This is a genomic window from Enterococcus sp. AZ080 (assembly GCF_051714945.1).
Taxonomy (GTDB): Bacteria; Bacillota; Bacilli; order Lactobacillales; family Enterococcaceae; genus Enterococcus_B; species Enterococcus_B pernyi.
Map to the genome: position 1 here is coordinate 498,736 of NZ_JBIOSV010000001.1, position 24,190 is coordinate 522,925.

General features: G+C 41.2%; 25 protein-coding genes. 24 read left to right on the top strand and 1 reads right to left on the bottom strand.

What is annotated here, in order from left to right; all coding sequences use genetic code 11:
* Window positions 1-109 precede the first annotated feature (109 nt).
* From lysA to IGK01_RS02375, 12 genes are all read left to right on the top strand, one after another.
* A complete protein-coding gene (gene lysA, locus IGK01_RS02320; protein WP_019723557.1) occupies window positions 110-1,366 on the top strand; it encodes a diaminopimelate decarboxylase in 1,257 nt (418 codons plus the stop codon).
* Window positions 1,353-2,159, top strand: coding sequence for a diaminopimelate epimerase (gene dapF, locus IGK01_RS02325; protein WP_019723556.1), 807 nt, complete (start codon window positions 1,353-1,355; stop codon window positions 2,157-2,159). The genes lysA and dapF overlap by 14 nt, the downstream gene beginning before the upstream one ends.
* Entirely contained in the window at window positions 2,156-3,037 is an 882-nt protein-coding gene (gene dapA / locus IGK01_RS02330; protein ID WP_019723555.1) for a 4-hydroxy-tetrahydrodipicolinate synthase, read from the top strand. Before dapF ends, dapA begins: the two co-directional genes overlap by 4 nt.
* Window positions 3,034-3,753, top strand: a complete 720-nt coding sequence (gene dapB / locus IGK01_RS02335; protein WP_023519098.1) for a 4-hydroxy-tetrahydrodipicolinate reductase — start codon at window positions 3,034-3,036, stop codon at window positions 3,751-3,753. Before dapA ends, dapB begins: the two co-directional genes overlap by 4 nt.
* 1 nt (window position 3,754) lies before the next feature.
* Window positions 3,755-4,450, top strand: coding sequence for a 2,3,4,5-tetrahydropyridine-2,6-dicarboxylate N-acetyltransferase (gene dapD, locus IGK01_RS02340; protein WP_019723553.1), 696 nt, complete (start codon window positions 3,755-3,757; stop codon window positions 4,448-4,450).
* A 20-nt stretch (window positions 4,451-4,470) separates the two neighbouring features.
* Complete coding sequence (locus IGK01_RS02345; RefSeq protein WP_023519099.1) at window positions 4,471-5,466, top strand: aspartate-semialdehyde dehydrogenase; 996 nt, start codon at window positions 4,471-4,473, stop codon at window positions 5,464-5,466.
* Window positions 5,463-6,812, top strand: coding sequence for an aspartate kinase (locus tag IGK01_RS02350; RefSeq protein WP_023519100.1), 1,350 nt, complete (start codon window positions 5,463-5,465; stop codon window positions 6,810-6,812). Before IGK01_RS02345 ends, IGK01_RS02350 begins: the two co-directional genes overlap by 4 nt.
* Window positions 6,772-7,866: an amidohydrolase gene (locus tag IGK01_RS02355; RefSeq protein ID WP_023519101.1), complete on the top strand. Its 1,095-nt coding sequence runs from the start codon at window positions 6,772-6,774 to the stop codon at window positions 7,864-7,866. Before IGK01_RS02350 ends, IGK01_RS02355 begins: the two co-directional genes overlap by 41 nt.
* A gap of 35 nt (window positions 7,867-7,901) precedes the next feature.
* Window positions 7,902-9,074 carry a pyridoxal phosphate-dependent aminotransferase gene (locus tag IGK01_RS02360; RefSeq protein WP_023519102.1) on the top strand — a complete coding sequence of 391 codons (1,173 nt, stop codon included), beginning with the start codon at window positions 7,902-7,904 and terminating at the stop codon, window positions 9,072-9,074.
* Window positions 9,075-9,194: 120 nt separating this feature from the next.
* Window positions 9,195-10,574, top strand: coding sequence for an FAD-dependent oxidoreductase (locus IGK01_RS02365; protein ID WP_010736320.1), 1,380 nt, complete (start codon window positions 9,195-9,197; stop codon window positions 10,572-10,574).
* A gap of 290 nt (window positions 10,575-10,864) precedes the next feature.
* On the top strand, window positions 10,865-11,146 hold the full coding sequence (locus tag IGK01_RS02370) for a hypothetical protein (protein WP_010736319.1): 282 nt from the start codon (window positions 10,865-10,867) through the stop codon (window positions 11,144-11,146).
* Between the two features lie 383 nt (window positions 11,147-11,529).
* Entirely contained in the window at window positions 11,530-11,796 is a 267-nt protein-coding gene (locus IGK01_RS02375; protein ID WP_019723856.1) for a hypothetical protein, read from the top strand.
* Window positions 11,797-11,925: 129 nt separating this feature from the next.
* Here IGK01_RS02375 and IGK01_RS02380 read toward each other — a convergent pair whose 3' ends face one another.
* Window positions 11,926-12,678 (bottom strand): MurR/RpiR family transcriptional regulator, encoded by a 753-nt coding sequence (locus tag IGK01_RS02380; protein WP_010736317.1) that lies wholly within the window; start codon window positions 12,676-12,678, stop codon window positions 11,926-11,928.
* Between the two features lie 155 nt (window positions 12,679-12,833).
* Here IGK01_RS02380 and pfkB point away from each other — a divergent pair, with 155 nt between their 5' ends.
* The 12 genes from pfkB (at window position 12,834) to IGK01_RS02440 (ending at window position 24,168) form a co-directional block, all read left to right on the top strand.
* A complete protein-coding gene (pfkB, locus tag IGK01_RS02385; protein WP_023519103.1) occupies window positions 12,834-13,766 on the top strand; it encodes a 1-phosphofructokinase in 933 nt (310 codons plus the stop codon).
* Window positions 13,766-15,157, top strand: a complete 1,392-nt coding sequence (locus IGK01_RS02390; protein ID WP_077152070.1) for a PTS fructose transporter subunit IIC — start codon at window positions 13,766-13,768, stop codon at window positions 15,155-15,157. The genes pfkB and IGK01_RS02390 overlap by 1 nt, the downstream gene beginning before the upstream one ends.
* Window positions 15,158-15,176: 19 nt before the next feature.
* Window positions 15,177-15,632: a fructose PTS transporter subunit IIA gene (locus tag IGK01_RS02395; RefSeq protein ID WP_062805688.1), complete on the top strand. Its 456-nt coding sequence runs from the start codon at window positions 15,177-15,179 to the stop codon at window positions 15,630-15,632.
* Entirely contained in the window at window positions 15,629-16,612 is a 984-nt protein-coding gene (lacD, locus tag IGK01_RS02400) for a tagatose-bisphosphate aldolase (protein ID WP_023519106.1), read from the top strand. Before IGK01_RS02395 ends, lacD (IGK01_RS02400) begins: the two co-directional genes overlap by 4 nt.
* 376 nt (window positions 16,613-16,988) lie before the next feature.
* Window positions 16,989-17,732: a GntR family transcriptional regulator gene (locus IGK01_RS02405; RefSeq protein WP_023519107.1), complete on the top strand. Its 744-nt coding sequence runs from the start codon at window positions 16,989-16,991 to the stop codon at window positions 17,730-17,732.
* A gap of 1 nt (window position 17,733) precedes the next feature.
* On the top strand, window positions 17,734-18,912 hold the full coding sequence (locus tag IGK01_RS02410; protein WP_010736311.1) for an SIS domain-containing protein: 1,179 nt from the start codon (window positions 17,734-17,736) through the stop codon (window positions 18,910-18,912).
* A gap of 20 nt (window positions 18,913-18,932) precedes the next feature.
* Window positions 18,933-19,910: a tagatose-bisphosphate aldolase gene (gene lacD, locus IGK01_RS02415; RefSeq protein ID WP_438840475.1), complete on the top strand. Its 978-nt coding sequence runs from the start codon at window positions 18,933-18,935 to the stop codon at window positions 19,908-19,910.
* A 57-nt stretch (window positions 19,911-19,967) separates the two neighbouring features.
* The gene (locus IGK01_RS02420) at window positions 19,968-20,447 is read left to right on the top strand and encodes a PTS system mannose/fructose/N-acetylgalactosamine-transporter subunit IIB (RefSeq protein WP_010736309.1); all 480 of its coding nucleotides are present in this window, start codon (window positions 19,968-19,970) and stop codon (window positions 20,445-20,447) included.
* Window positions 20,448-20,460: 13 nt separating this feature from the next.
* The gene (locus tag IGK01_RS02425; protein ID WP_062805684.1) at window positions 20,461-21,351 is read left to right on the top strand and encodes a PTS mannose/fructose/sorbose/N-acetylgalactosamine transporter subunit IIC; all 891 of its coding nucleotides are present in this window, start codon (window positions 20,461-20,463) and stop codon (window positions 21,349-21,351) included.
* The gene (locus tag IGK01_RS02430) at window positions 21,338-22,147 is read left to right on the top strand and encodes a PTS system mannose/fructose/sorbose family transporter subunit IID (RefSeq protein WP_010736307.1); all 810 of its coding nucleotides are present in this window, start codon (window positions 21,338-21,340) and stop codon (window positions 22,145-22,147) included. Before IGK01_RS02425 ends, IGK01_RS02430 begins: the two co-directional genes overlap by 14 nt.
* 13 nt (window positions 22,148-22,160) lie before the next feature.
* Window positions 22,161-22,562, top strand: a complete 402-nt coding sequence (locus IGK01_RS02435) for a PTS sugar transporter subunit IIA (protein ID WP_023519111.1) — start codon at window positions 22,161-22,163, stop codon at window positions 22,560-22,562.
* Window positions 22,563-22,737: 175 nt separating this feature from the next.
* Window positions 22,738-24,168, top strand: a complete 1,431-nt coding sequence (locus IGK01_RS02440; RefSeq protein ID WP_023519112.1) for a glycoside hydrolase family 1 protein — start codon at window positions 22,738-22,740, stop codon at window positions 24,166-24,168.
* Window positions 24,169-24,190: the final 22 nt, after the last annotated feature.

Consider the following 24,190-nt stretch of genomic DNA (forward strand, 5'->3'; position numbering starts at 1 on the left):
AGACAATTCAAACAATTTTGTTTAATATTATTCAAATAAAATTCAAATTATAATCTAAGGATATTTCAATTTGATGAGAAAATAATTTTTTGAAAAGAGGGAAAAGAGAATGACAGAATTAACGATCGGCGAAATTCCAGTGAGTCAATTAGCAAATGAATATCAAACACCCCTATATGTGTATGATGAAAAAAAGATGGAAGAAACGATAAAGTCGTTTAAGCTGAACTTTGATTCTGATTCTTTTCAAACAAAGATCTTGTATGCGTCTAAAGCCTTTCAAACGGTAGAATTACTCCATCTAATTGCTGAACAAGGGTTAGGTCTAGATGTCGTAAGTGGTGGGGAGATTTATACCGCGTTACAAGCTGGATTTCCTTTAGAAGATATTTATTTCCATGGCAACAACAAAACGATTGATGAATTAAGATATGCCATTGAAAATGATATACGCCATTTTGTTGCAGATAATGGGATGGAAGTCGAAGTCTTGGAAGAGTTAAGCCGAGAATATCAGAAAAAGCTACAGATCATGTTGCGATTGAACGTAGGGATCGAAGCACATACCCATGAATACATCGTCACCGCACATATCGATTCAAAATTCGGCATGCTTTACGATAGCGATGTTTGCCAACAAGCGATTGCACGTATCCAACAAAGTGAATTTCTTAGATTGGAAGGCTTTCATGCCCACATCGGCTCACAAATCTTTGATATGACTGCTTGGCTGGCTGAGATCGACCAGCTGGTTACCTACCTTGAAGATTTTCAACAACCGCTTTCTTTAAATCTGGGAGGGGGCTTTGGTATCCGTTATACCGAAGCGGACACACCTTTACCAATTGCAGAATCAGTCAAACATCTGGTTACACACACAGAGCAGACGCTAGCTGACAGAAACTTAACGATCGATCGCTTATTGATTGAACCTGGGAGAAGTATCGTTGGTGAAGCCGGAACAACACTTTATACAGTCGGCTATATCAAAGAAACACCTCACAAGAAATATTATTTTGTGGATGGTGGGATGACAGATAATATTCGACCGGCACTTTATCAAGCAGAATATACCTGTGATTTGGCAAATAAACTAGACATTGAAAAAACAGAAAAAGTGACGGTTGCCGGAAAAATGTGTGAATCAGGAGACGTGGTGATCCAAGAAACACAGTTGCCTCCTGCAGAGCCAGGTGATCTTCTGGCAGTGTATGCCACAGGAGCCTACGGATATTCGATGAGTAGCAATTACAATCGTGCACTGCGACCAGCAGTTGTTTTTGTCAAAGATGGCGTGTCGAGAGAAGTCGTGCGTCGGCAAACTTATGCGGATCTATTGAGAGGAGAAGTCTATGCAGATTTATAAATATAATGGTTGTGGCAATGACTTTATTCTCTTAGATTACGATGAAACGATCGACTATAGTCATTTGGCTCAAAGCTTATGTGCACCTACGGCTTACGATACGGATGGATTGATTGCTGTTAAAACCGAACCTTTAGAAATGATCTACTACAATAAAGACGGTAGCCGTGCGCCGATGTGTGGCAATGGTATCCGTTGTTTTGCCAATTATGTCAGCGATCAACAATTACTTGAAGCGCCACAATTTGCGGTCAAAACGCTTGCTGGGATGATCCATGTGACAATCCATTCACGAAAGCCTTTTTATTGCACAGTCGACATGGGTTCGCCGGACTACCGACCAGAGAAAGTAGGCGTAGCGCAATCAACACCTATCATCAAACAAACGCTGACGATTGATGAGCGAAAGGTAGAGCTGACTAGTTTATTCATGGGGACGATCCATACAGTTGTTTTTGTTGAAGATGCGTTGGCTGAATTAACCAAAGAGACTGGAGAAAAACTCTGCCATCATCCTTTATTCAAAGAAAAAACAAACGTCAATTTTGTCCAATCTGTCAATGAAGAAGAATTGATCGTCCGCACGTATGAACGTGGGGTCGGTTGGACACTAGCTTGTGGTACAGGTTGTTGTGCAGCGTATGTCGTCGCAAGAGATCAAGGATACCTTTCCGGCTTACAAGCGACGATTCATTTAGAGCAAGGCGATTTACTGATTTCTGGCGATAAAACGATCACGATGGCGGGACCAGCCACATATGAATGGCATAAAAATTTGGAGGTAGAGGCATGATCAAAGGTTCGATTGTCGCGTTAGTGACACCAATGACGGAAACAGGTGCAGTGGATTATCTAGGCTTGGAGCAGCTGATTGCGTTTCATCTGAAAGAACAAACAGACGGCTTACTGGTCCTTGGAACAACTGGGGAATCACCCACACTATCTGAGGAGGAAGAGGAAGAGATCGTACGATTCACCGTTGAAAAAGTCAATGGACGTATCCCAGTGATTGCTGGTGCAGGATCAAATGCAACGGCGAAAACGGTCAAGAAAGTCCAACGCTTTGCTGAACTTGGGGCAGACCAATTATTAGTGATCACCCCTTACTATAATAAAACGAGTGATGTAGGGTTACTGGCTCATTTTAAAGCGATCGCAGACGCTTCCTCGCTACCAATCATCTTATATAACGTACCGTCACGAACAGGGATGACGATTTCGTTACCTGTATTAACAGAACTAGCGAAGCATCCACGAATCATCGGCATCAAGGAAGCCTCTGGTGATATGTCCTATACAATGGAAGTGGCGCAACTGATTGATGAATCATTTGCACTATACAGTGGCAATGATGATTTGATTTTACCTATTCTAAGTATTGGTGGTATCGGTGTGATCAGTGTTTGGGCAAATATCCAGCCAAAAGTAGTCCATGAAGTAGTTCATGATTACTTAAACGGAAACAGTCCTTCAGCAAAAGAAAAACAATTGACTCATTTAGCGTTGATCAATGCCTTATTCAGTGAAACCAATCCAATTCCAGTGAAAGCAGCAATGAATCATTTAGGCTTACCTGCTGGACCATTAAGACTACCACTGATTGAATTAGGCGAGGAGAAAAAGCAACAACTTATCGCACTGTTAACAGAAAACGGAGGGGCAAGCACATGAATATAGGGATCATCGGAAGTGGAAAAATGGGTAAGCGAATTGCAGAAGTTACCGAAGAATATCAACATCAGCCATTGAGTTTGACCGAATCCTTACAAGCAACGGAGGAATTATCGTTTGCTCAGACACCAGCAGTCATGATCGATTTTTCTCATCCAGCTGGTTTGGATAAAATCTTGCGATACAGCAAAGCTCACCAAGTCCCACTGGTGATTGGCACAACAGGCTATACCGAAGAGCAATTTGCTGAAATCGCCCAAGCAGCTCAAACGATCCCTGTACTCTACAGTGCTAATTTTTCATTAGGGATCATGGTGATGAATCGCTTGATCAAACAAGCAGCTAAAGACTTAGCCAGCTGGCAGATCGAATTAATCGAAAAACACCACAGCCAAAAAAAAGACGCACCTTCTGGCACAGCCAAGCGCTTAGTAGAAACACTACAATCTGTTCGAGAGCTGACGCCTGTCTATCAATGGGCGGACAAATCACGAGAAGACCAACAAATCGGTGTCCATAGCCTACGTGCAGGCTCTTTTCCAGGAGAACATGAAGTCCTTTTTGCAACCAAAGATGAAGTTCTTTCAGTGAAGCACGAAGCCTTTTCAAATCGAATTTTTGCAGAAGGGGCAGTTCAAGCAAGTATCTGGTTGGCCGAGCAGTCAGCCGGTTCATATCAATTAGAAGATTTATTTGAACCTAGAGGAGGAGCCTAAGTTGAACGCACAAGAAATCATTCGTTTTATTCAAACAGCAGAAAAAAAGACCCCAGTCAAAGTTTATTTAAATGTATCAGAACCTGTCGAGTTTCCGAATGCGAAAGTATTTGGTGAAGTGCATAGTCCAATCGTTTTTGGAGATTACAAAGACATCGCGCCGGTACTAGAAAAAGAAGCGGAAAAAATCTTAGCGATCGAACTAGAACAAACTGCTAGAAACAGTGCAGTTCCTTTACTGGATGTCAAAGACATCAACGCTCGCATCGAACCAGGCGCTGTCATTCGTGATCAAGTGACCATCGGCGATCAAGCAGTGATCATGATGGGCGCTGTGATCAACATCGGTGCTGAGATCGGGGATCATAGCATGATCGATATGGGAGCAATCCTAGGCGGACGTGCGACTGTCGGTAAGAATTGTCATATCGGTGCTGGAGCTGTGTTAGCTGGAGTCATCGAGCCAGCTTCCGCTCAACCAGTAGTGATCGAAGATGGTGTATTAGTTGGTGCGAATGCAGTGATCGTCGAAGGCGTTCGTGTTGGAAAGAATGCAGTCGTCGCAGCAGGTGCAGTCGTTTTAGAAGACGTTGCCCCTGAGACGGTCGTTGGTGGTACACCGGCACGTGTATTAAAAATAAAAGATGATCAAACCAAAGAAAATACCGCATTGATTGCAGCACTAAGAGAATTGTAGACAAAGAAAGGATGAAAAACATGCGCGAAATAGATACCTGTATTGTCGGAGCGACGGGATTAGTCGGTCAAACTATGTTAAGAGTATTAGAGGAGTACGATTTTCCAGTAGGAAAACTCAAGCTTTTAGCATCCAAACGCTCTGCGGGGAGTCTGTCTGTGTTTAAGGGAAAAGAGTATGTTGTCGAAGAACTGACTGAGACTTCTTTTTCTGGGTATGATTTGGCGCTTTTTTCAGCTGGAGCATCCGTGTCTCAAACATTTGGCCCAATTGCACGTCAAGCCGGCTTAGTAGTCATCGATAATTCTTCAGCGTGGCGAGAAGATCCTACGATCCCGTTGATCGTCCCTGAAGTAAATCTAGAGGATCATACGTTAGATCCATTGATTGCCAACCCAAATTGTTCGACGATCCAGTCCGTGTTACCACTGAAAGCACTACAGAATACCTTTGGTGTGACACGTGTCAATTACACGACGTATCAAGCTGTTTCAGGTTCAGGGCAACAAGGGATCGCTGATCTACAGGCGACAAAAAATGGTGAACCAGCAACTTTTTATCCCCATGACATCAGTCAAACGGTCATTCCAGAAATCGATCGCCCAATGGAAAATGGGTATACCAAAGAAGAACAAAAAATGATCAATGAAACGAAAAAAATCTTGCATCAACCAGATTTGCCTGTATCTGCGACTTGTGTCCGTGTACCGATTGAAAATGGCCATGGTGTCTCGATTGCTGTTGAGTTAGAAAAGGAATTTTCATTGGAACAAATCCGTGCTTGCTTCAGTCAGTTTCCAGGGATTTTGGTTGTCGATAACTTAGCAGAACACCAATATCCCACAAGTACATTAGCAAGAGGCACAGACCAAGTATACGTTGGGCGTATTCGTCGCGACCTCTCTGTTGAAAATGGCTTACTCTTTTACACCGTGGCTGACAATATTCGCAAAGGCGCTGCGGCTAACGCGGTGCAAATTGCTTTGGCGCTTCTACAAGAGGAGGTCCTTTCATGAAAGTCGCAAAATTTGGTGGAAGCTCGATGTCTCATGAAGAACAGTTCCGTAAAGTCCGTGAGATCGTGTTAGCTGATCCTAATCGAGAAGTCGTTGTCGTTTCCGCTTTAGGAAAAAGAACCGATGAAGACGATAAAGTGACCGATTTACTCTATTTGATCCATGCGTATCTTCAACATAAGGTTGATTGGACGCCACTATGGGAACGGATCACACAACGTTTTATTCAAGTTAGGGATCTTCTGTCACTCGACTTTCCGATTGAAAAAGAATTAACCACGATCGAAACACATCTAAAACAGGAAAAAGTGACGATCGATTATTTAGTCAGTCGTGGGGAGTATCTGACTGCGCAATTGATGGCGGAATATTTAGGGTATACCTTTGCAGACGCAAGTGAGCTGATCTACTTTGATTATGAAGGAGGCATCGACTTTCCGCGTACAGAGCAAGCAGTACGCGAGATGTACCAGAAACACCAAAAGTTGATCGTCCCAGGATTTTATGGTGCCAACCCAGCAGGAAAAGAAAAATTACTTGGTCGTGGGGGCAGTGATATTACCGGCTCCGTTTTAGCAAGTGCCTTACAGGCAGATCTTTATGAAAATTGGACGGATGTTTCAGGCATCATGATGGCAGACCCAAGAATCATTGACTCACCGAAAGTCATTGAAGAGATCTCTTTCCGTGAATTACGAGAAATGGCTTATATGGGTGCCAATGTCTTGCATGAATCCGCGATTTTTCCTGTACAAGAAGCTGATATCCCGATCCAAATCAAAAATACGAATCGACCGAATGATCATGGAACAAAAATCTCAAATCATGAAGTCGAAAAAGAAAATGGATTGACGGGAATTGCAGGAAGAAAAGACTTTCTTTCAATCACCTTGTTCAAACGACATATGTCAGACGAGATCGGTTTTATTTGGAAAGCCATGAGTATTTTTGCAAAACATGGCATCTCGATCGAGCATATCCCCTCTGGCATCGATAATATCGGTGTCGTCGTTTCGGCGGAATTGATCATGGATAAATTGTTTTTGATCACGAAAGAATTACGTGAGGAATTAGGCGTAGAGGAAATCGAAATCATCGAAGACTTGGCTTTGATTTCTGTTGTAGGTGGCCCACATAAGGAACCAATTGGACTTTCTGGAAAAGTATTATCGATTTTGAATGAGTTAGAAATCAGGACCTCGATTTTATCGCAAGGTGCGCAAGAGTTGAATTTGATCATCGGCGTACCCAATACACAATATGAAACCGTGGTAAAAGGAATCTATGAAGGGATGGTGAGGCGACATGTTGGCAACACACCGAATGGCGTTACATCAAATTCCTGAACTTGGCTTTCATGAATTTAAAACGAAAGAATACCTTTACGAACAAATCAAAAACTGTGGTGGCGTGATCCATGAAATCGATGAGACAGGCTTGTTGGTTTATTTTGATCAGCAACAAGACACAACGATTGCTTTTCGGACAGATATCGACGCGTTGCCCATCACTGAAGCCACAGGGTTACCTTTTGCGTCTACACACCCAGGATTCATGCACGCCTGCGGACATGATGGTCATATGGCAATGCTCTTAGGATTGACCGATTATATTGCCACGCACCGTCAAGAGATGCGGCACAATATCGTCTTGATTTTTCAACCCTCAGAAGAAATTGCTGGCGGGGCAGATAGTGTGATCCGTTCTGGGTGGTTGGAACATTACAAGGTACAGGCAATCTTTGGTTTTCATTTATGGCCAGGCTTGCCAGAAGGAAAAGTATTTTCACGACCAGGTGCGTTGATGGCGCAAAGTAGTGAAACAGATATCATCGTCCAAGGCAGATCTGCGCATATCGCCTCAAGCAGTCAAGGCATCGACAGTCTAGAAGCAGCTGTGCGTTTTATGAAACAAGTCTATGACTTTGATGAATCTCTGCCAGAAAACCTTGAACATCTCTTGAAATTTGGTCAGATTACAGGTGGGACGATCCGCAATGTCTTAGCCAATGAAGTCGTGATCTCAGGCAGCATTCGTTCATACAGTCGTAAGACCCAAACGGACTTAAAGATGCAACTAGCACGACTAGCAAAAGAATTCCAACAAACTTCCCCAGCGAAAATCTCATTTCGTTATAACGATGGGTATCCTGCTGTACGTAACGATGAACAGTTGTATGCAGCACTTGCCCACTCAGAGTTATTACATGAGTTGGCTGAGCCTGTCTTACAAGCAGAAGATTTTGGTGTTTATACGGAACACTATCCTTGTGTCTTTTTCTTCTTAGGTGTAGGTGATACACCAGCCCTGCATGATGCCACCTTTGATTTCGACATGGCTGTTTTAGAAAAAGGATTGGAATGGTACCAAACAATCCTTTACACCGAGGAACTTTTCTGAAAAAATAAGGATAGTAACCAAAAGGGGAGAAGTCTATGAATCTACACCATCGTTTTAATCCAAGGCTGGCTAAAATCGAAGTCTCGCAGATCCGTATGTTCGATCAGCAAATCTCAAGCATTCCGGGCATCATCAAATTGACATTAGGTGAGCCAGATTTTTCAACACCTGAAGCAGTCAAAGAAACAGGGATCACAGCCATCAAAGAAAACTATTCTCATTATACCGGGATGAGAGGTTTACCAGAATTATGTGAAGCAGCTTGTTTCTTCCAAAAAGAACGTTACGGTCTTTCTTATGATCCGCAAACGGAAGTACTAACAACGATCGGTGCCACAGAAGCGATCGCGACAGCTTTATTAGCGGTCTTAGAAGAAGGGGATAAAGTATTGATCCCAGCACCTGCATATCCCGGCTATCAACCAATTGTTGATCTAGCAGGCGCCGAATTGATCACGATCGATACATCAGACACTGGCTTTATTTGTCAGCCAGAACAACTAGAAGAGGCGTTTGCCAAATACGGAGACGAAATCAAAGCTGTGATTTTGAATTACCCAAGTAATCCAACGGGAACATTGTTATCTGCGGAGCAAATGAGCAAACTTGCAGAAGTTTTAAGCCAGCACCCAGTCTTTGTCATCAGTGACGAAGTTTACTCGGAGTTGAACTACGTGGGAGATCATGTCTCGATGGCTACGTACTTGCCTGAACAAACGATCGTCGTGAATGGACTCTCTAAATCTCATGCCATGACTGGTTGGCGCATTGGGTTTCTCTTTGCTCAAAAACCAGTGATCGATGAATTGATCAAGGTCCACCAATATTTAGTTACTTCTGCCACAACGATTTCTCAAAAAGCTGCGGTCGAAGCCTTGACAACGAGTATGGACGAAGGGGAAAAAATGAAGGCCCGCTATGTCGAACGCCGAGATTATCTATTGCCGCAACTTACGGAATTAGGTTTTCAAATCTCTCAACCTGATGGTGCGTTTTATTTGTTCTGTCGCTTACCAGAAACAATCCAGATGAATTCGTGGGATTTTTGTTTAGCACTCGCAGAACAAGGTAAGGTTGCCTGTATCCCTGGCTCAGCTTTTGGACCGGAAGGTGAAGGATTTATCCGAATCTCTTATGCAAGTGGGATGGATGACCTACAAGAAGCGTGTAAACGTATCGGCACATTTTTAGCACAATTAAAAAAATAATATTAAAATAACTAATAAAATTTTTAGGCAAGCCTTTTCATTTGCATTATTATTCTTAGAATGATATCGTAAAATTGTTTAGAATGATTCTAAACAATTGTTATGAGGAGGGTTTTGTCAATGGAAAAAACGAAAGTAATTATTGTCGGTGCATCACATGGAGGGCATCAATCCATTTTAGAATTACTATCTAGATACGGAGAAAATGTGGATATCACCTTGTTTGAAGCAGGCGACTATGTTTCATTTATGTCATGCGGCATGGAATTATATTTAGAGGATCAAGTCACTAGTGTGAATGATGTCCGTAATTTCAGACCGGAAAACTTTCCACAACCAAATGTGGCGATATTAAATAACCACGAAGTAAACACAATCAATGCAGATAAAAAAACAGTTACAGTTACACGTAAAGAAGATGGACATACAGAAGAGTATGCTTACGATAAATTGATTTTGAGTTCAGGTGTTAAACCAAACTCATTACCTGTTCCAGGAACAGACTTAGAAAATGTATATTTGATGCGTGGCTATAATTGGGCAACGAAAATCAAAGAACGCATGACAGACCCAGCAGTGAAAAAAGTAGCTGTGATCGGTTCAGGTTACATCGGGATCGAAGCAGCAGAAGTTTTCTTGAATGCAGGGAAAGAAGTAACGTTATTAGATATGATCGATCGTCCTTTAGGTACTTACTTAGATAAGGAAATGACAGATATCTTAGAAGCGCACTTAAAAGAAAAAGGCATGAACATCAAAACTGGCGTGAATATCAAAGCCTTCACAGGTGACGGTAAAGTCGCAGCCATCGAAACAGACAGTGGCACGATCGAAACAGATTTGATCATCCAAGCTGCCGGTGTCAAACCGAATACCGAATGGTTGAAAGGCATCGTTGATTTAGATGAACGTGGCTGGATCATCACAGATGAATACCTACAAACAAACTTACCTGATGTTTATGCAGTAGGAGATGCAACACTTGCTTATTCGATCCCAGCAGGCAAAAAAGTGCCGATCGCATTAGCAACAGTTGCACGTCGAGAAGCACGCTATGTCGTTCAACACTTATTTGAACAAACACCAAGCAAACCATTTGGTGGCTTAGTCGGCTCATCTGCGTTACGTGTGTTTGACTATCATTTTGCTGCAAGTGGCTTGAACAGCTTCACAGCTGATCGCGCTGGCGTAGCCATCAAAACAGCCTTCTATGAAGATACGATCCGTCCAAAATTCGTACCAGAAGAATTTGGGAACGGAAAAGCAGCTGTACAATTAGCCTATGATCCATTTACGCACCAATTGCTAGGTGGCGCTGTTTTATCAACGAAGGACATCACTGCACAAGGCAATGTCTTAGCACTAGCAATCCAACAAAAATTAACGATCGAAGACTTGGCAGAAGCAGATTTCTTCTTCCAACCAGGACACGACCGTCAATGGAGCTTACTAAACTTAGCGGCACAACAAGCACTAGGTGAAGAGCCATTTGTGGAGTAAAAACTAAATTTAAGTAATAGTAAATACGGAATAACAGGTGGATGGAAACATTCAGCCTGTTGTTCCGTTTTTTTATTTATTCGTAAGAGTTGTTTGGGTTGAAGGGAAATGTTGACGATTATGCTGTTAAAACAGCTTTTTAGGAATGTAATAATTTTTTTTTGATATTTTTTGATATGATTAAGATGGAAGTTATTTTAATTTGTTAAAGTAATATTTTAGTGCTTTACGTATATATATTTGTAGAGAGGGATCGGTTACTATTTATACATAGAATGGAGAGATGAAAGATGACCTACATTCGAATATTCAAAATAATCCAACTGGTTTTATTGGCGCTAAGCATCTATTTTGCTGCAATGAAAAATACGATCTATACCATACTGATTATGCTATCACTATTTATTGAATATACCCAATCCGAGCAACCTAAAACTCCTTACAAATCGGGAAAAAATTCAATCTATCTACCGAATCAAACATCTAGAACGGAAGTGGTGTTTGCGCTGATTCCCACGATTTTAGTTCTTATGATTTGCTCCATTTTGGAATTAGAATTGTATCATTTTTAGTAACAGGAATAATTTGAACCACATCTATTTAGTTAGTAATAAAAATGAATACATAAAAGTATCGATCGTATGAGAATTTTAGAGAAGGTGAACCGAGTAAGCCAAATAATTGTTCTCACCTCCTATCTAGTGATTGGGAACAAAAATAAAATTCATTTTTGTTTCTAACCTTAAACTTAATAAACGGTGTTCCAGAAGTAACTCCTTCAGAAATAAGCCGAGAAATCCAAAAATTTGAAGAACAATTTTCGTTTTTCTCGGCTTATTTCTCGGAGCTAGACACTTCTGTCACAACCTCATGGAGGTATAAAAATAATAGAAAATAGTTAGAAAACAGGACAGAAAATCTACAAATAAAAGAAGAATAGAATGGAGAGATAACAATGACCTACGCTAGAATACTCAAAGGGACTAGTTTAATTTTATTAGCTTCAAGTATTTATTTTGCGGCCCAGCAAAATACTATTTACTTCACACTGATTTTATTATCAATACTTATTGAATCTGCTCAACCCAACCGCCCTAAAATTCCTTATCAATCGGAACGAAAAGCCATCTATCTACCGAATCAAACATATGGAACGGAAGTGAAGGTTGAATTTGTTTTGACAGTTGTAGTTTCGATTATTTGTTTTGTTTTGGCATTATGACAAGACATGAATGTAGATGAACGTCATGAATCAAACGTAAATAAAATTGAATGAACTCTTTCGTAAAGAAGCACCAATCACCGAAAAAACTTCACATTTTCGGTGATTGATGCTTCTTATACTTGTTCCTCAATCCCCCTTCTTCACCCGTATCGCATACGAATCCAGCAAGATCCGCGCAATCACAGAAAGTGGCAGGCGAGAGCGGACTTCATATTCAGGGAAAAAAGAGATTTCGGATTTGAAGCCGATCAAAGATAATTCTGCTAATCGGTTCAAGCGACTTTCCCGTGAGGCGGTGATCAGGATCGAACTGATTTCCTCGCGGTAGCAATTCTCCGCTGCTGCTACGAGTTCTTCTGTTTCACCGTTTAAGGAAATAAAAAGAACGACATCTTTTTTGTGCAATTTGCGACTAACGGTTTTGATGATATTTGGATCGGTATGAAGGACACAATACTTATCGAGTAGTTGGAATTTTGTTTGTATTTCTTCTCCAATCATTTCTGAAAATCCTCTGGCAAAGATAATGATTCTTTGTGAACTCCAGATTTTTTGAATCGCATCTTCGATTACCCCTGTATCCAATAGATTGATGGTACGCACGACTTCCTGTTCGTTTTTTAGAATAGAGGTTTTTATTTCTTCATCTACTTTATCGACCGTAGCAAAATTGATGGTGGTATTCTTCTTTTCCTTTAAATGATGCTTAAAAGAAGTATAGCCTTCGTACCCTTTTTTCTTCATGGTACGAACGATGGTCGTGGTGGATACGTTGGCTCGTTCGCTTAGTTTGATAATTGATAGATTTGGGATTTCTTGGATGTGATTCATCATATACTCCCATAAAAAATGTTCTGCCTCGCTTAATTTAGTTTCCATTTAGTCCTCCCCCTTTTCTTTTTATTCTACCATTGATGTAAACCCTTACTTAGATGAGTTTTATTTTGTAAACATTTACCTAAAATTTTGCTTATTTAGAAAACATGTACATCCAAAAACAGGCCATACTGTAGATAAAGTGAGGAGGGATACAGGTGGCTAACGTATATACATGTACGATGAATCTGGCGATTGATCTGTTTATTGAAGTGGCACAACTCAAACCGAATGTCGTGAACCGCTCAATCGATGATGATATCCAAGCAAATGGGAAAGGTGTCAATGTTTCATTGATTTTAAAAAAACTCGGGATACCAAATACTGCGTTGGGCTTTAGCGGAGGATTTACTGGGGCTTATATTGAGGAATGCTTGACGAAGGAAGGAATCGACGCTCATTTTGTTTCTATACCCGGAATGACTCGCATCAACGTATTTACACAAGTGAATGAGGAATCAAGTGAATATAAATTGGTCAATCGTGGACCAGAAATCGACCAGTTAGCGATGGAAGAATTGCTTGAGACAATCAGTCATTTGTCAGCTGGAGATTATCTTTGTGTTTCTGGGAGTCTGCCAAGAGGTGTACCAGAAGAAATCTTAGTAATGATCAGTAAAATCTGTCATGAGAATCAAGTGCGCTTGATCTTAGATACGAGTGCTAAAATCGTTAAACGATGTCTAAAGTATCAACCATTTTTACTGAAACCGAATGAGCAGGAATTGGCAGAATGGTTTGATGAAGAAATAGCAGAAACGGAATATGTAAACTATTGCAAGAAACTATTAGCCGCAGGTGCACAAAATGTATTGCTGTCATTAGGTGGAGCGGGTGGGATCTATGTGAACGAAAATTATTGTTTGACAGGAAACGCCCCGCAAGGAAAAGTCGTTAATACCGCTTGCGCCGGGGATACACTCCTAGCCACTTTTCTGGCAGGATTGATCAAAGAAGAAAATAGTGCGGATTGTTTCAAGGACAGTTTAGCTGCGGGTAGCTCGACTGCGTTTCAAAAAGGATTGACTGATTTTACCGATGTCGCAGAGTTGAAAAAACAAATCACCATTCATAAGGAGGAATTCAGATAATGGCTAAGTATCGATTAATTGCTGCAACTGGTTGTCCCACAGGTATCGCCCACACGTATATGGCACAAGAAGCACTGGAACAGGCAGCAAAGAAAAAAGGCATTACGATCAAGGTGGAGACCCATGGGCAAGTAGGGGTAGAAAATCGTTTGACAGATCAAGAAATCATTGAAGCGGAAGCAGTGATTATTGCGGCGGATAAAGATGTTCAGCCTGAAAGATTTGCCGGGAAACGGATCATTGATGTTTCTGTTTCGAAAGGGATCAAAGAAGCCGATCAATTGATTGCTGCGGCTTTAAACGGTGAAGGAGTGATTTCTGAAAAAATCGAAATGGCAGAAGGAGATAAGGAAAAACAACATGCACAACAGAGTGTTGGTCACAGCATCTATAAGAACTTGATGAATGGTGTTTCCCACATGTTGCCTTTTGTTGTCAGTGGGGGAGTCTTGATCGCCATTTCTTTTTTATGGGGGATTTATTCTGCCGATCCTGCCAATGCGCAATACAATGAATTTGCTGCGAGTTTGAATCGAATCGGTGGTTTTGCAATGAGTATGATGGTGCCGGTCCTTTCCGCGTTTATTGCTGAAGGAATTGCAAAACGTCCTGGATTGGTTGTGGGGTTTGTCGGCGGATTGATTGCCTCAGATGGTGGTACAGGTTTTTTAGGTGGAATTATCTCAGGTTTCTTGGCAGGATATGTGGTGTTGGGATTAATAAAAGCGTTACAACCTTTGCCTAAAACACTAGATGGTTTAAAGGCAATTTTCTTATATCCCGTACTAGGGGTGTTGATTACTGGATTGATCATGACAGTCATTTCAGGACCGATGGCTAGTATCAATGAAGGAATGATGGATTTTCTAGCAGGGTTTGAAAACTCAAGCCCTTTAGTATTAGGGGTGATCGTCGGTTGTATGTGCGCATTCGATATGGGGGGGCCGATCAATAAAGCAGCCTACGTTACTGGAACTGCCCTGTTAGCACAAGGAAATACTAGCTTTATGGCGGGAGTTTCTGCAGCCTGTATTGCTCCGCCGTTGATTACTGGCTTTGCGGTCTTGCTTTTTGGGAAATACTTCGAGCCAAACGAAAAGAATGCTGGTCTAGTGAATTTCATTCTAGGCTCAACACATATTACGGAAGGTGCGATTCCTTTTGCGGCAAAAGATCCGCTTCGTGTCTTGCCAATCATGATGCTTGGTTCGTCGATCGCCGCTGTATTGACCTATTTCTTTCGCGTGCAAGTACCAGCACCCCATGGCGGATTTCTCGTTTTACCAGTAGTGACGCATGGCTTACTTTGGATTCTTGCGATTCTTGCTGGTTCTATTGTAGGGGGAGTATTACTAGGCTTGGTTCAAAAAAGAAAGTCACTGAGTGTGTGAAAGGGAGAGGATTCATTTGATGGAAAATTTATTTGTTTATACCAATGTGGCGGCGAATACTCGTGAAGCGGTGTTTGCGTTTCTTTCAACAAAAATCGTTGAGGTAGGTAAAGCGACCAATGAACAGGCGGTCGAAATCGGCTTGAAACAACGCGAAGCAGAAGGTACGACTGGTATGATGGATGGCTTTGCGATCCCTCATGCGAAAAGTGAAAGTATAGAAGAACCAACGATCATTATTTTGAAATTAACGAATGCAGTCGCCTGGGATAGTTTAGACGGTCAACCGATCAAGTATGTGATTGCGTTGTTTATTCCAGCTGCAGAAGCAGGAACCAGTCATTTGGCGCTTCTTTCACAAATGGCACGAATGTTGATGGATGAAGGCTTTAAACAAGCATTTATCACTGCTTCCACTCAAGAAGAAATTGTTGGCTTGATTGATTCTAAGTTAGAAGGGATGTTGAAAAAATGAGGAAAGTATCAGAGGGGAAATACCAAGCATTGGTAAACATGAGTAATCCAGACGGGATCATCGGGGCTTTAGCGATTGACCAAAGAGGCGCATTGAAAAAAATGATGGCGAGACATCAAGAGGAGGTCAAAGTGGATGATTTGATCCATTTCAAAGAACTCGTGTCCGAAGAATTGACACCTTTTGCTTCTTCGATTCTTTTAGATCCAGAATATGGGTTGCCCGCTGCTGAAAAACGCGCTAAGACAGCTGGACTATTGTTGGCTTATGAGAAAACAGGATATGATACAACGATACCTGGACGTTTGCCAGATACCTTAGCTTTTTGGTCAGCCAAAAGACTAAAGGAAGCTGGAGCAGATGGCTGCAAATTCTTGCTTTACTATGATGTAGACGAAAGCGAAGAAGTCAATGAACGGAAACAGGCATATGTAGAAAGAATCGGTTCAGAATGTCTGGCGGAAGATCTTCCTTTCTTTTTAGAATTGCTATCTTATGATGCAACGATCCCAGATACGACCTCCAAAGAATATGCCAAGATCAAACCGAAAAAAGTCATTGAAATGATGAAGATTTTCTCAGAGCCTAGGTTCAACGTAGATGTCTTGAAGGTAGAAGTACCTGTCAATATGACTTATGTTGAAGGTTTTGGAAAAGAAATCATTTATTCCAAGCAAGAAGCATCCGCTTTGTTTATCGAGCAAAGCCAAGCCACTGACTTACCGTTTATTTTTCTGAGTGCAGGTGTCAGTGCCGAAGGATTCCAAGAAACGTTGCATTTTGCCAAAAACGCTGGCTCTTCGTTCAATGGCGTTTTATGTGGGCGAGCTACATGGGCAGATGGTGTGGCACCTTTTGTGGATCAAGGGAGACAGGCAGCAATAAAATGGCTAGCTGAACAAGGGAGAAACAACATTGAGGAATTAAATGGAGTATTGAGGAAGACAGCTTCTTCTTGGCAAAATAAGATTAGTCGCTAGTTGATTAGTCATCTTGAAATAGCAAAAGAGAAACACTTTGAGCGCCTAGACGTGGGAAATGAAGTGTTTCTTTTTTTTTGTTATTTTTCATTGGAATTTAGCGGAATGCAAGAAAAAGAACCGTTGGATTTGTTCATTATTTTATAAATTTTCTAGGATAAACAAGCTTTTTAAGGCTAAGCCTTATGCTTCTTTTTATGAAGTTTATGCTGTTTTTTTATTTTAAGTGGTATTTTCGAGGTATTTAAAATGTTTTAATATATAGTTGGTGAAAACGTTGTTATATAGCGGTTTTTAAGCGATTTTTATGTTGACAGGTAGTTATTATTACTTTACGATTGTCTTGTGGTTATAACCAGTTGGAAGGGGTAAAGAAATGGAAAATTCTCGTAAAGGGAAACCGTTATATTATCAACTAGTTGATGTACTAAAGAAACGAATTGAAGCAGAAATGATCCCGCATGATAAATTGCTGTCTGAGAGGGAGTTATGTCTGTACTATGGTGTGAGTCGGACGACGGTTCGATTAGCATTGCAGGAATTAGAAACACTTGGCTATATTTATAAAAAACATGGAAAAGGAACGTTTGTCAGTGACTTATCGCATCAAGCAGCGAGTTTAGCAGGTGCTTACAGCTTCACAGAAGAAATGTTGGCATTGGGGCGTACACCGAAAACGATTATTTTAGCTTTTGAAAAACAAGCAGCGACAAAGCAGTTGGCTGAACGATTGAATCTCAATCTAGGAGAAGCAATCTTCAAAATCAAGCGGCTACGTTTAGCGGATGATGTCCCTTTGATGGTTGAACGGTCTTATTTACCAGCAAAACTGTTTCTTGGCCTTGATTTGCCGATTTTGGAAAGCAAGCCTTTGTATGATGTTTTTCTGGAAGATTTTGATCAACATGTCCAAGTGGCAGAAGAAGAATTCTATGCCAGTATTGTTTACGCAAATGATGCCGAATTACTGCATATATGCGATGGGGCACCAATTTTACATTTGAAACGGACGACCTTCAATAGCAAAAACGAGATCATCGAATACACAGATAGTGTCGCCAGAGCAGACCAATTCCATTATAAGATCCGTCATGTTCGGAGTAATCTAGGAGGAAAATAACATGTTTGAACTGTCGAAGGATGAATTAGAAAAAATAGGTGCAAGGATCACTACAGAAGAAATCAAACAACAACCAGATCTGTGGGAAGAGGTTGTGGAAATCTTAGAAGAGAAGAAAAATGAATTAGCCCTTTTCTTTGATGCACTTGAAAAACAGGCAAACAAGCAACAAATCCAAGTCATCTTTACCGGTGCAGGCTCTTCTCAATATGTAGGTGATACGCTTGTTCCTTACTTGAATGAGCATGGAGACACCAAACGGTTTGCTTTTCATAGTTTTGGTACGACCGATATTGTTGCTTCTCCAAGAGAGTATTTGTTTCCTGATCAACCCACGTTATTGATTTCGTTTGCTAGAAGTGGCAATAGTCCGGAAAGTCTGGCAGCAGTCAAAATTGCCGATCAAGTTGTGGATACGTTGTTCCATTTAGTGATTACGTGTGCAGAAGAAGGAAAATTAGCACAAGTCGCACGTAAACAATCGCAACATTTCTTGTTGTTGATGCCAAAAAAAGCAAATGACGCTGGCTTTGCCATGACAGGTAGCTTTACATGTATGTTATTGAGTGCCCTTTGGCTGTTTGATCAAACGAACCAAGAAACAAAACAAAAGTATGTCACATCCTTGAGCCATATCGGCAAAGATGTTCTGAAAAGAGAGCAAGAACTGATCCAAGTGTTAGCAGTACCATTCAATCGGGTTGCATATCTTGGCTCAGGTAGCTTGGCTGGTGCCACAAGGGAAGCACAGCTGAAAATCTTAGAGTTGACGGCTGGGAAAATCGCGACGATCTTTGATTCTTCGATGGGTTTCCGTCATGGACCAAAATCCTTTGTCAATGAGCAAACTTTAGTGATCGGGTTTGTGACGAACCAAGCGTACACACGCAACTATGATTTAGATATTTTGGAAGAAATCAATGGCAATGCTATTGCTGCAAAGGTGTTAGCCATTGCTCAATCGACGCAAAGAGACTTTTCTGGAGCAAACTTTTTCCTAGAACCAGCCGCGCTAGAATTACCCGATGCCTATCTATCCGTAGTGATGATTTTGACCGCACAAATCATTGCTCTTCAGATGTCGATCAAAGTTGGTAATACGCCTGACACACCTTCACCGACAGGAACGGTGAATCGAGTAGTCAAAGGTGTGACGATCCATGAGTACCAAAATGAATAACAAGGAGGTCAATAAAAACGATGACACCAAATAAGAAAAAAGCGATGGAACAATTAGCAACAAAAGACGGCATCATCAGTGCATTAGCAATCGATCAGCGGGGAGCATTGAAGAAAATGCTGTCGGCTTTAGGAGAAACACCCACAGATGAACAATTGATTGAGTACAAAGCGTTGGTTTCTAGTGAGTTGACGCCCTATGCTTCAGCTATTTTATTAGATCCTGAATATGGTTTGCCCGCTGCCAAAGTACGTGATCAATCCGCTGGTTTGCTCTTGGCGTATGAAAAAACGGGATATGATGTATCGACTCCTGGACGGTTACCGGATCTATTAGGAGACTGGTCTTCCTTGAGATTAAAAGAAGAACAAGCAGATGCAGTGAAATTTTTACTTTATTATGACGTTGATGAAGATCCAAAAATCAATCATTTGAAACACGTTTTTATTGAACGTCTAGGAAGTGAATGCGCAGGAGAGGATCGACCGTTTTATTTAGAACTGCTATCTTATGATGCGAAAATAAATGATAGCGCTTCACGTGAGTATGCAAAGGTCAAACCGCATAAAGTGATTGAAATGATGAGAGAATTTTCCAATCCTCGTTACCAAGTAGATGTTTTGAAAGTCGAAGTACCAGTCAATATGAACTTTGTCGAAGGTTTTGGTGACAAGGAAATCGTCTATAGTCAAAAAGAAGCAGCTGACTTTTTCAAGGCGCAAAGCGAGGCGACTCACTTGCCATTCATTTTCTTGAGTGCGGGTGTATCTTCTGAATTATTCCAACAAACGCTAGTCTTTGCTCATGAGTCAGGTTCCACCTTCAATGGTGTCTTGTGCGGAAGAGCGACTTGGAAAGATGGCGTCAAAGCTTATGTAGATGCTGGGAAAGAAGGAGCCGTCAAATGGTTACGGACACAAGGTAGACAGAATATTGAGAACTTGAATCAAGTAATCAATCAGACAGCGACACCTTGGTATCAAAAAACAGGCGAATAATGTAAGCGTTACCTTTAGTTTGAGAATGAACAATTTATTTGTAAAGGAGAATGAACAATGGCAATTATTGGTGTAAGAATCGATGGACGTTTGATCCATGGGCAAGTCGCGAATCTTTGGGTAACGAAGTTGTCGATTACTCGGATATTAGTTGTAGATGATGAGGTCGCAATGAATACAGTAGAAAAAAGTGGCTTGAAATTAGCCACACCAGCAGGAGTAAAGTTAAGTGTCTTACCGATTGAAAAAGCCGCAGAGAATATTCTCGCTGGGAAATATGACTCCCAACGCTTACTGATCGTCGCAAAAAAACCTGATCGATTATTGAAACTTGTTGAACGAGGCGTGCCGATCAAGGAAGTCAATGTAGGGAATATGTCTCAGACAAATGAAACCAGATCAATCACCAAATCGATTAATGTGGTGGAAAAGGATATTGAGGATTTCAAACAGTTAAATGCGCGTGGGGTCCATTTGACCGCACAAATGGTACCAAGTGATAAGTCAGAAGATTTTATGAGTCTTTTGAATAAATAAGGGGGTTAAGTAGATGTCCATTCAATGGTGGCAAATCTTATTATTATCTTTATATGCAGGTTATCAGATTTTAGATGAACTACAAATTTATTCCTCAATGAGTGCCCCCGTTTTTGCCGGTTTGTTCACCGGATTAGTCATGGGGGATTTACAAGCTGGATTGATCATCGGTGGTAGTATGCAATTGACCGTTCTAGGTGTTGGGACATTTGGCGGTGCTTCAAGGATCGATGCAAACTCCGGAACGATACTAGCGACTGCTTTTTCCATCTCATTAGGGATGAATCCAGAACAGGCAATTGCAGCTATTGCAGTTCCTGTCGCTAGTTTAATGATCCAATTGGATATTTTAGCTCGATTTGCGAATACGTACTTCGCTCATCGTATCGACCAACATGTCGAAACAATGAATTATAAAGCAATTGAACGCAATTATTTATTAGGTGCTCTTCCTTGGTCCTTGTCACGTTTGATCCCCGTCTTTTTAGCCTTAGCATTTGGTGGCGGACTAGTCGAAAACGTCGTCGCTGTGCTAAATGGCGATTTGAAATGGTTAGGAGATGGCTTATCTGTCGCAGGAGCCGTTTTACCAGCAGTCGGTTTTGCTATTTTACTACGTTATTTACCAGTCAAGAAACATTTTCCTTATCTGATTTTAGGTTTTACGATCACTGCTTTATTAGCAACGTTGTTCTCAAATGTCCAGTTGCTTGGCACGAGTGTCGCAAGTGTCGTCAAAGATTTGCCAGCAACCTTCAATTCATTACCGATGTTGGCAGTAGCAATGATCGGTTTCTCTTTAGCAGCGATCAGCTATAAAAACAATCAACGAACAGAAAACCAGCAAGTAGCAAGTCCCCATACAACCTCTGAGGAAGGAGAAATCGAAGATGACGAAATCTAATTACAAGTTAACGAAAGAAGACTTTACACAAATCAACCGCCGAAGCTTGTTGACTTTCCAATTAGGCTGGAATTATGAGCGGATGCAAGGTTCAGGCTATCTCTATACGATCCTGCCACAATTGCGAAAAATCTACGGAGATGATACGCCGGAATTAAAAGAAATAATGAAGACTCATACACAATTTTTTAATACCTCTAACTTTTTCAACACGATCATTACCGGGATCGATTTAGCAATTGAAGAAAAAGAGGGCATTGCTGCAAAAGAAACTGTCTCTGGGATGAAAGCTGGATTGATGGGACCTTTCGCCGCAATTGGCGATTCCATTTTCGCCGCATTGATCCCGACCATTTTTGGGGCATTAGCCGCAAATATGGCGATCAATGGGAACCCCGCGGGTATTTTTATCTGGATAGTAGCACAAATCGCAGTCATGGTCTTTCGTTGGAAACAATTGCAATTTGCTTACAAAGAAGGGATTTCTTTAGTGACCACGATGCAATCACGATTAACAGCGCTCACAGATGCCGCAACCTTGTTAGGGGTGTTTATGGTAGGTGCATTAGTTGCTACAATGGTGAATGTGAAAGTTTCCTGGGCGCCGAGCATTGGTGATGTGACGATGAACATGCAAAATAATATTGATATGATCCTTCCTAAACTATTACCAGCAGCGATCGTTGGCGGTGTCTATTGGTTATTAGGCAAAAAGAATATGACATCAACAAGAGCAATTTTTATCGTCTTGATTATCTGTGTCGTTTTATCCGCTTTAGGTGTGATCTCAAAATAGGAGGGTGTTGAAAATGAGCAAACAGTTAGTTCTTGTCAGTCACGGACAACTTTGTGAAGGACTAAAGGCAAGTACCGAAATGATCATGGGGCCACAAGCTCATATTCATACAGTGCCTTTATTGCCGGAAGAAGGAACAGAGGATTTCAAAGAAAAATTTCTTGCGGTGGTTTCTTCGTTGGAAGACTATGTTGTCTTTTGTGATTTGATGGGCGGGACGCCAGCCAATAGTATTGTCCAATTGATCATGGAAGGCGAAGCGATCGAATTATATGCGGGCATGAATATGCCAATGGTCATCGAGTTTATCAATAGTCAAATGGTTGGATCGGCGCCGGAATATGTTCGCTCTGGTGCAGAGAATATTTTGAATGTGAACCAAGTGATTGTTGCATTGGCTGAAGATGACGAATAAATCAATGTTTGACAACGTTTACAAAAAATAGTATCTTTTTAGATAGGATAGTGATTATTCAGTTAAGCTAGACCTGATCAACGGCCTTTTTAGGTGGTTGATTAGGTCTTTTTTTATACTCAATAATAAAATAACAGTAAGGCTATCATATCAAACTGAAAAGGGGCAATGACTGATGAGTTTTCCGAAGAATTTTTTATGGGGTGGCGCAACAGCGGCAAATCAATGTGAAGGAGCATGGGCTGTCAATGGTAAAGGAGATTCGATCAGCGATCACAATCGTGCAGGCAATCGTGAGATGGGGAAACGACGTACCTTTGATTTGGTGATCGATGAAACCAAGTATTACTATCCGAGCCATACAGCGATTGATTTTTATCATCGCTACAAAGAAGATATCGCATTATTTGCGGAAATGGGCTTTAAAGCCTATCGTTTATCGATTGCGTGGACACGGATTTTTCCTAATGGTGACGAAGAGCAGCCAAATGAAGAAGGGTTGAAATTTTATGATGCAGTGTTTGATGAGCTACATAAATATGGGATCGAACCGATCGTGACGATCTCACATTTTGAGTTACCGTTTCATTTGGGAAAAACGTATGACGGATTTTTAGACAAACGAACGATCGAGTATTACGAACGTTACGCAACGACACTTTTTGAACGCTACAAAAGCAAAGTGAAATACTGGTTGACCTTCAATGAAATCAATTTTGGTGTCTTAGAACATGGCAAACAAATCAATGGATTATTTAATCGAACTTATACGGAAACAGAAAAATATCAAGCCTTACACAATGTCTTCCTTGCTTCTGCTCGAGCGGTGATTGCTGGACATAAAATCAATCCTGATTTTCAGATCGGCTGTATGTTGGCGTATATCACGATGTATCCTAAAACCTGTCATCCATTAGATGTATTGAAGACGCAACAAATGAATGACCGGTTAAATTATTTCTGTGGCGATGTCCAAGTCAAAGGAGCCTATCCTTATTACATGAAACGCTACTTTGAAAAAGAAAAAATCGAAGTGGATATCACAGAAGAGGATTTGGCATTCTTGAAGGAAGGCGTTGTCGATTATTATACGTTCAGTTATTACATGAGTACGTGTATTGCAGATGATTTAAATACTCGGTCAGATAAAAGTGGCGGCAATTTATTTGGCGGGGTGGCTAATGAGTATCTTGAAACAAGCGAATGGGGCTGGCAAGTTGATGCGGTCGGGTTGCGATATACCTTGAATCAAATCTATTCTCGCTATGAAATCCCAGTGATGGTCGTAGAAAATGGACTCGGGGCTGTCGATAAAATTGAACCAGATGGCTCGATCCACGATGACTACCGGATCGATTATCTCGCCCAACATATCCAAGAAATGGGGAAAGCAATCGATGATGGCGTGGACTTGATTGGTTATACTTCTTGGGGCTGTATTGATTTGATCAGTGCAGGAACTGGTGAAATGAGTAAACGATACGGCTTTATCTATGTCGATCGAGATGACGAGGGCAAAGGAACGCTGGCCCGCTCGCCTAAAAAATCATTTTACTGGTATCAAAAAGTGATTGCGACTAATGGTGAAAGCGTAGAAATGAAATAATTCGGTAGAAAATAGCTCACCT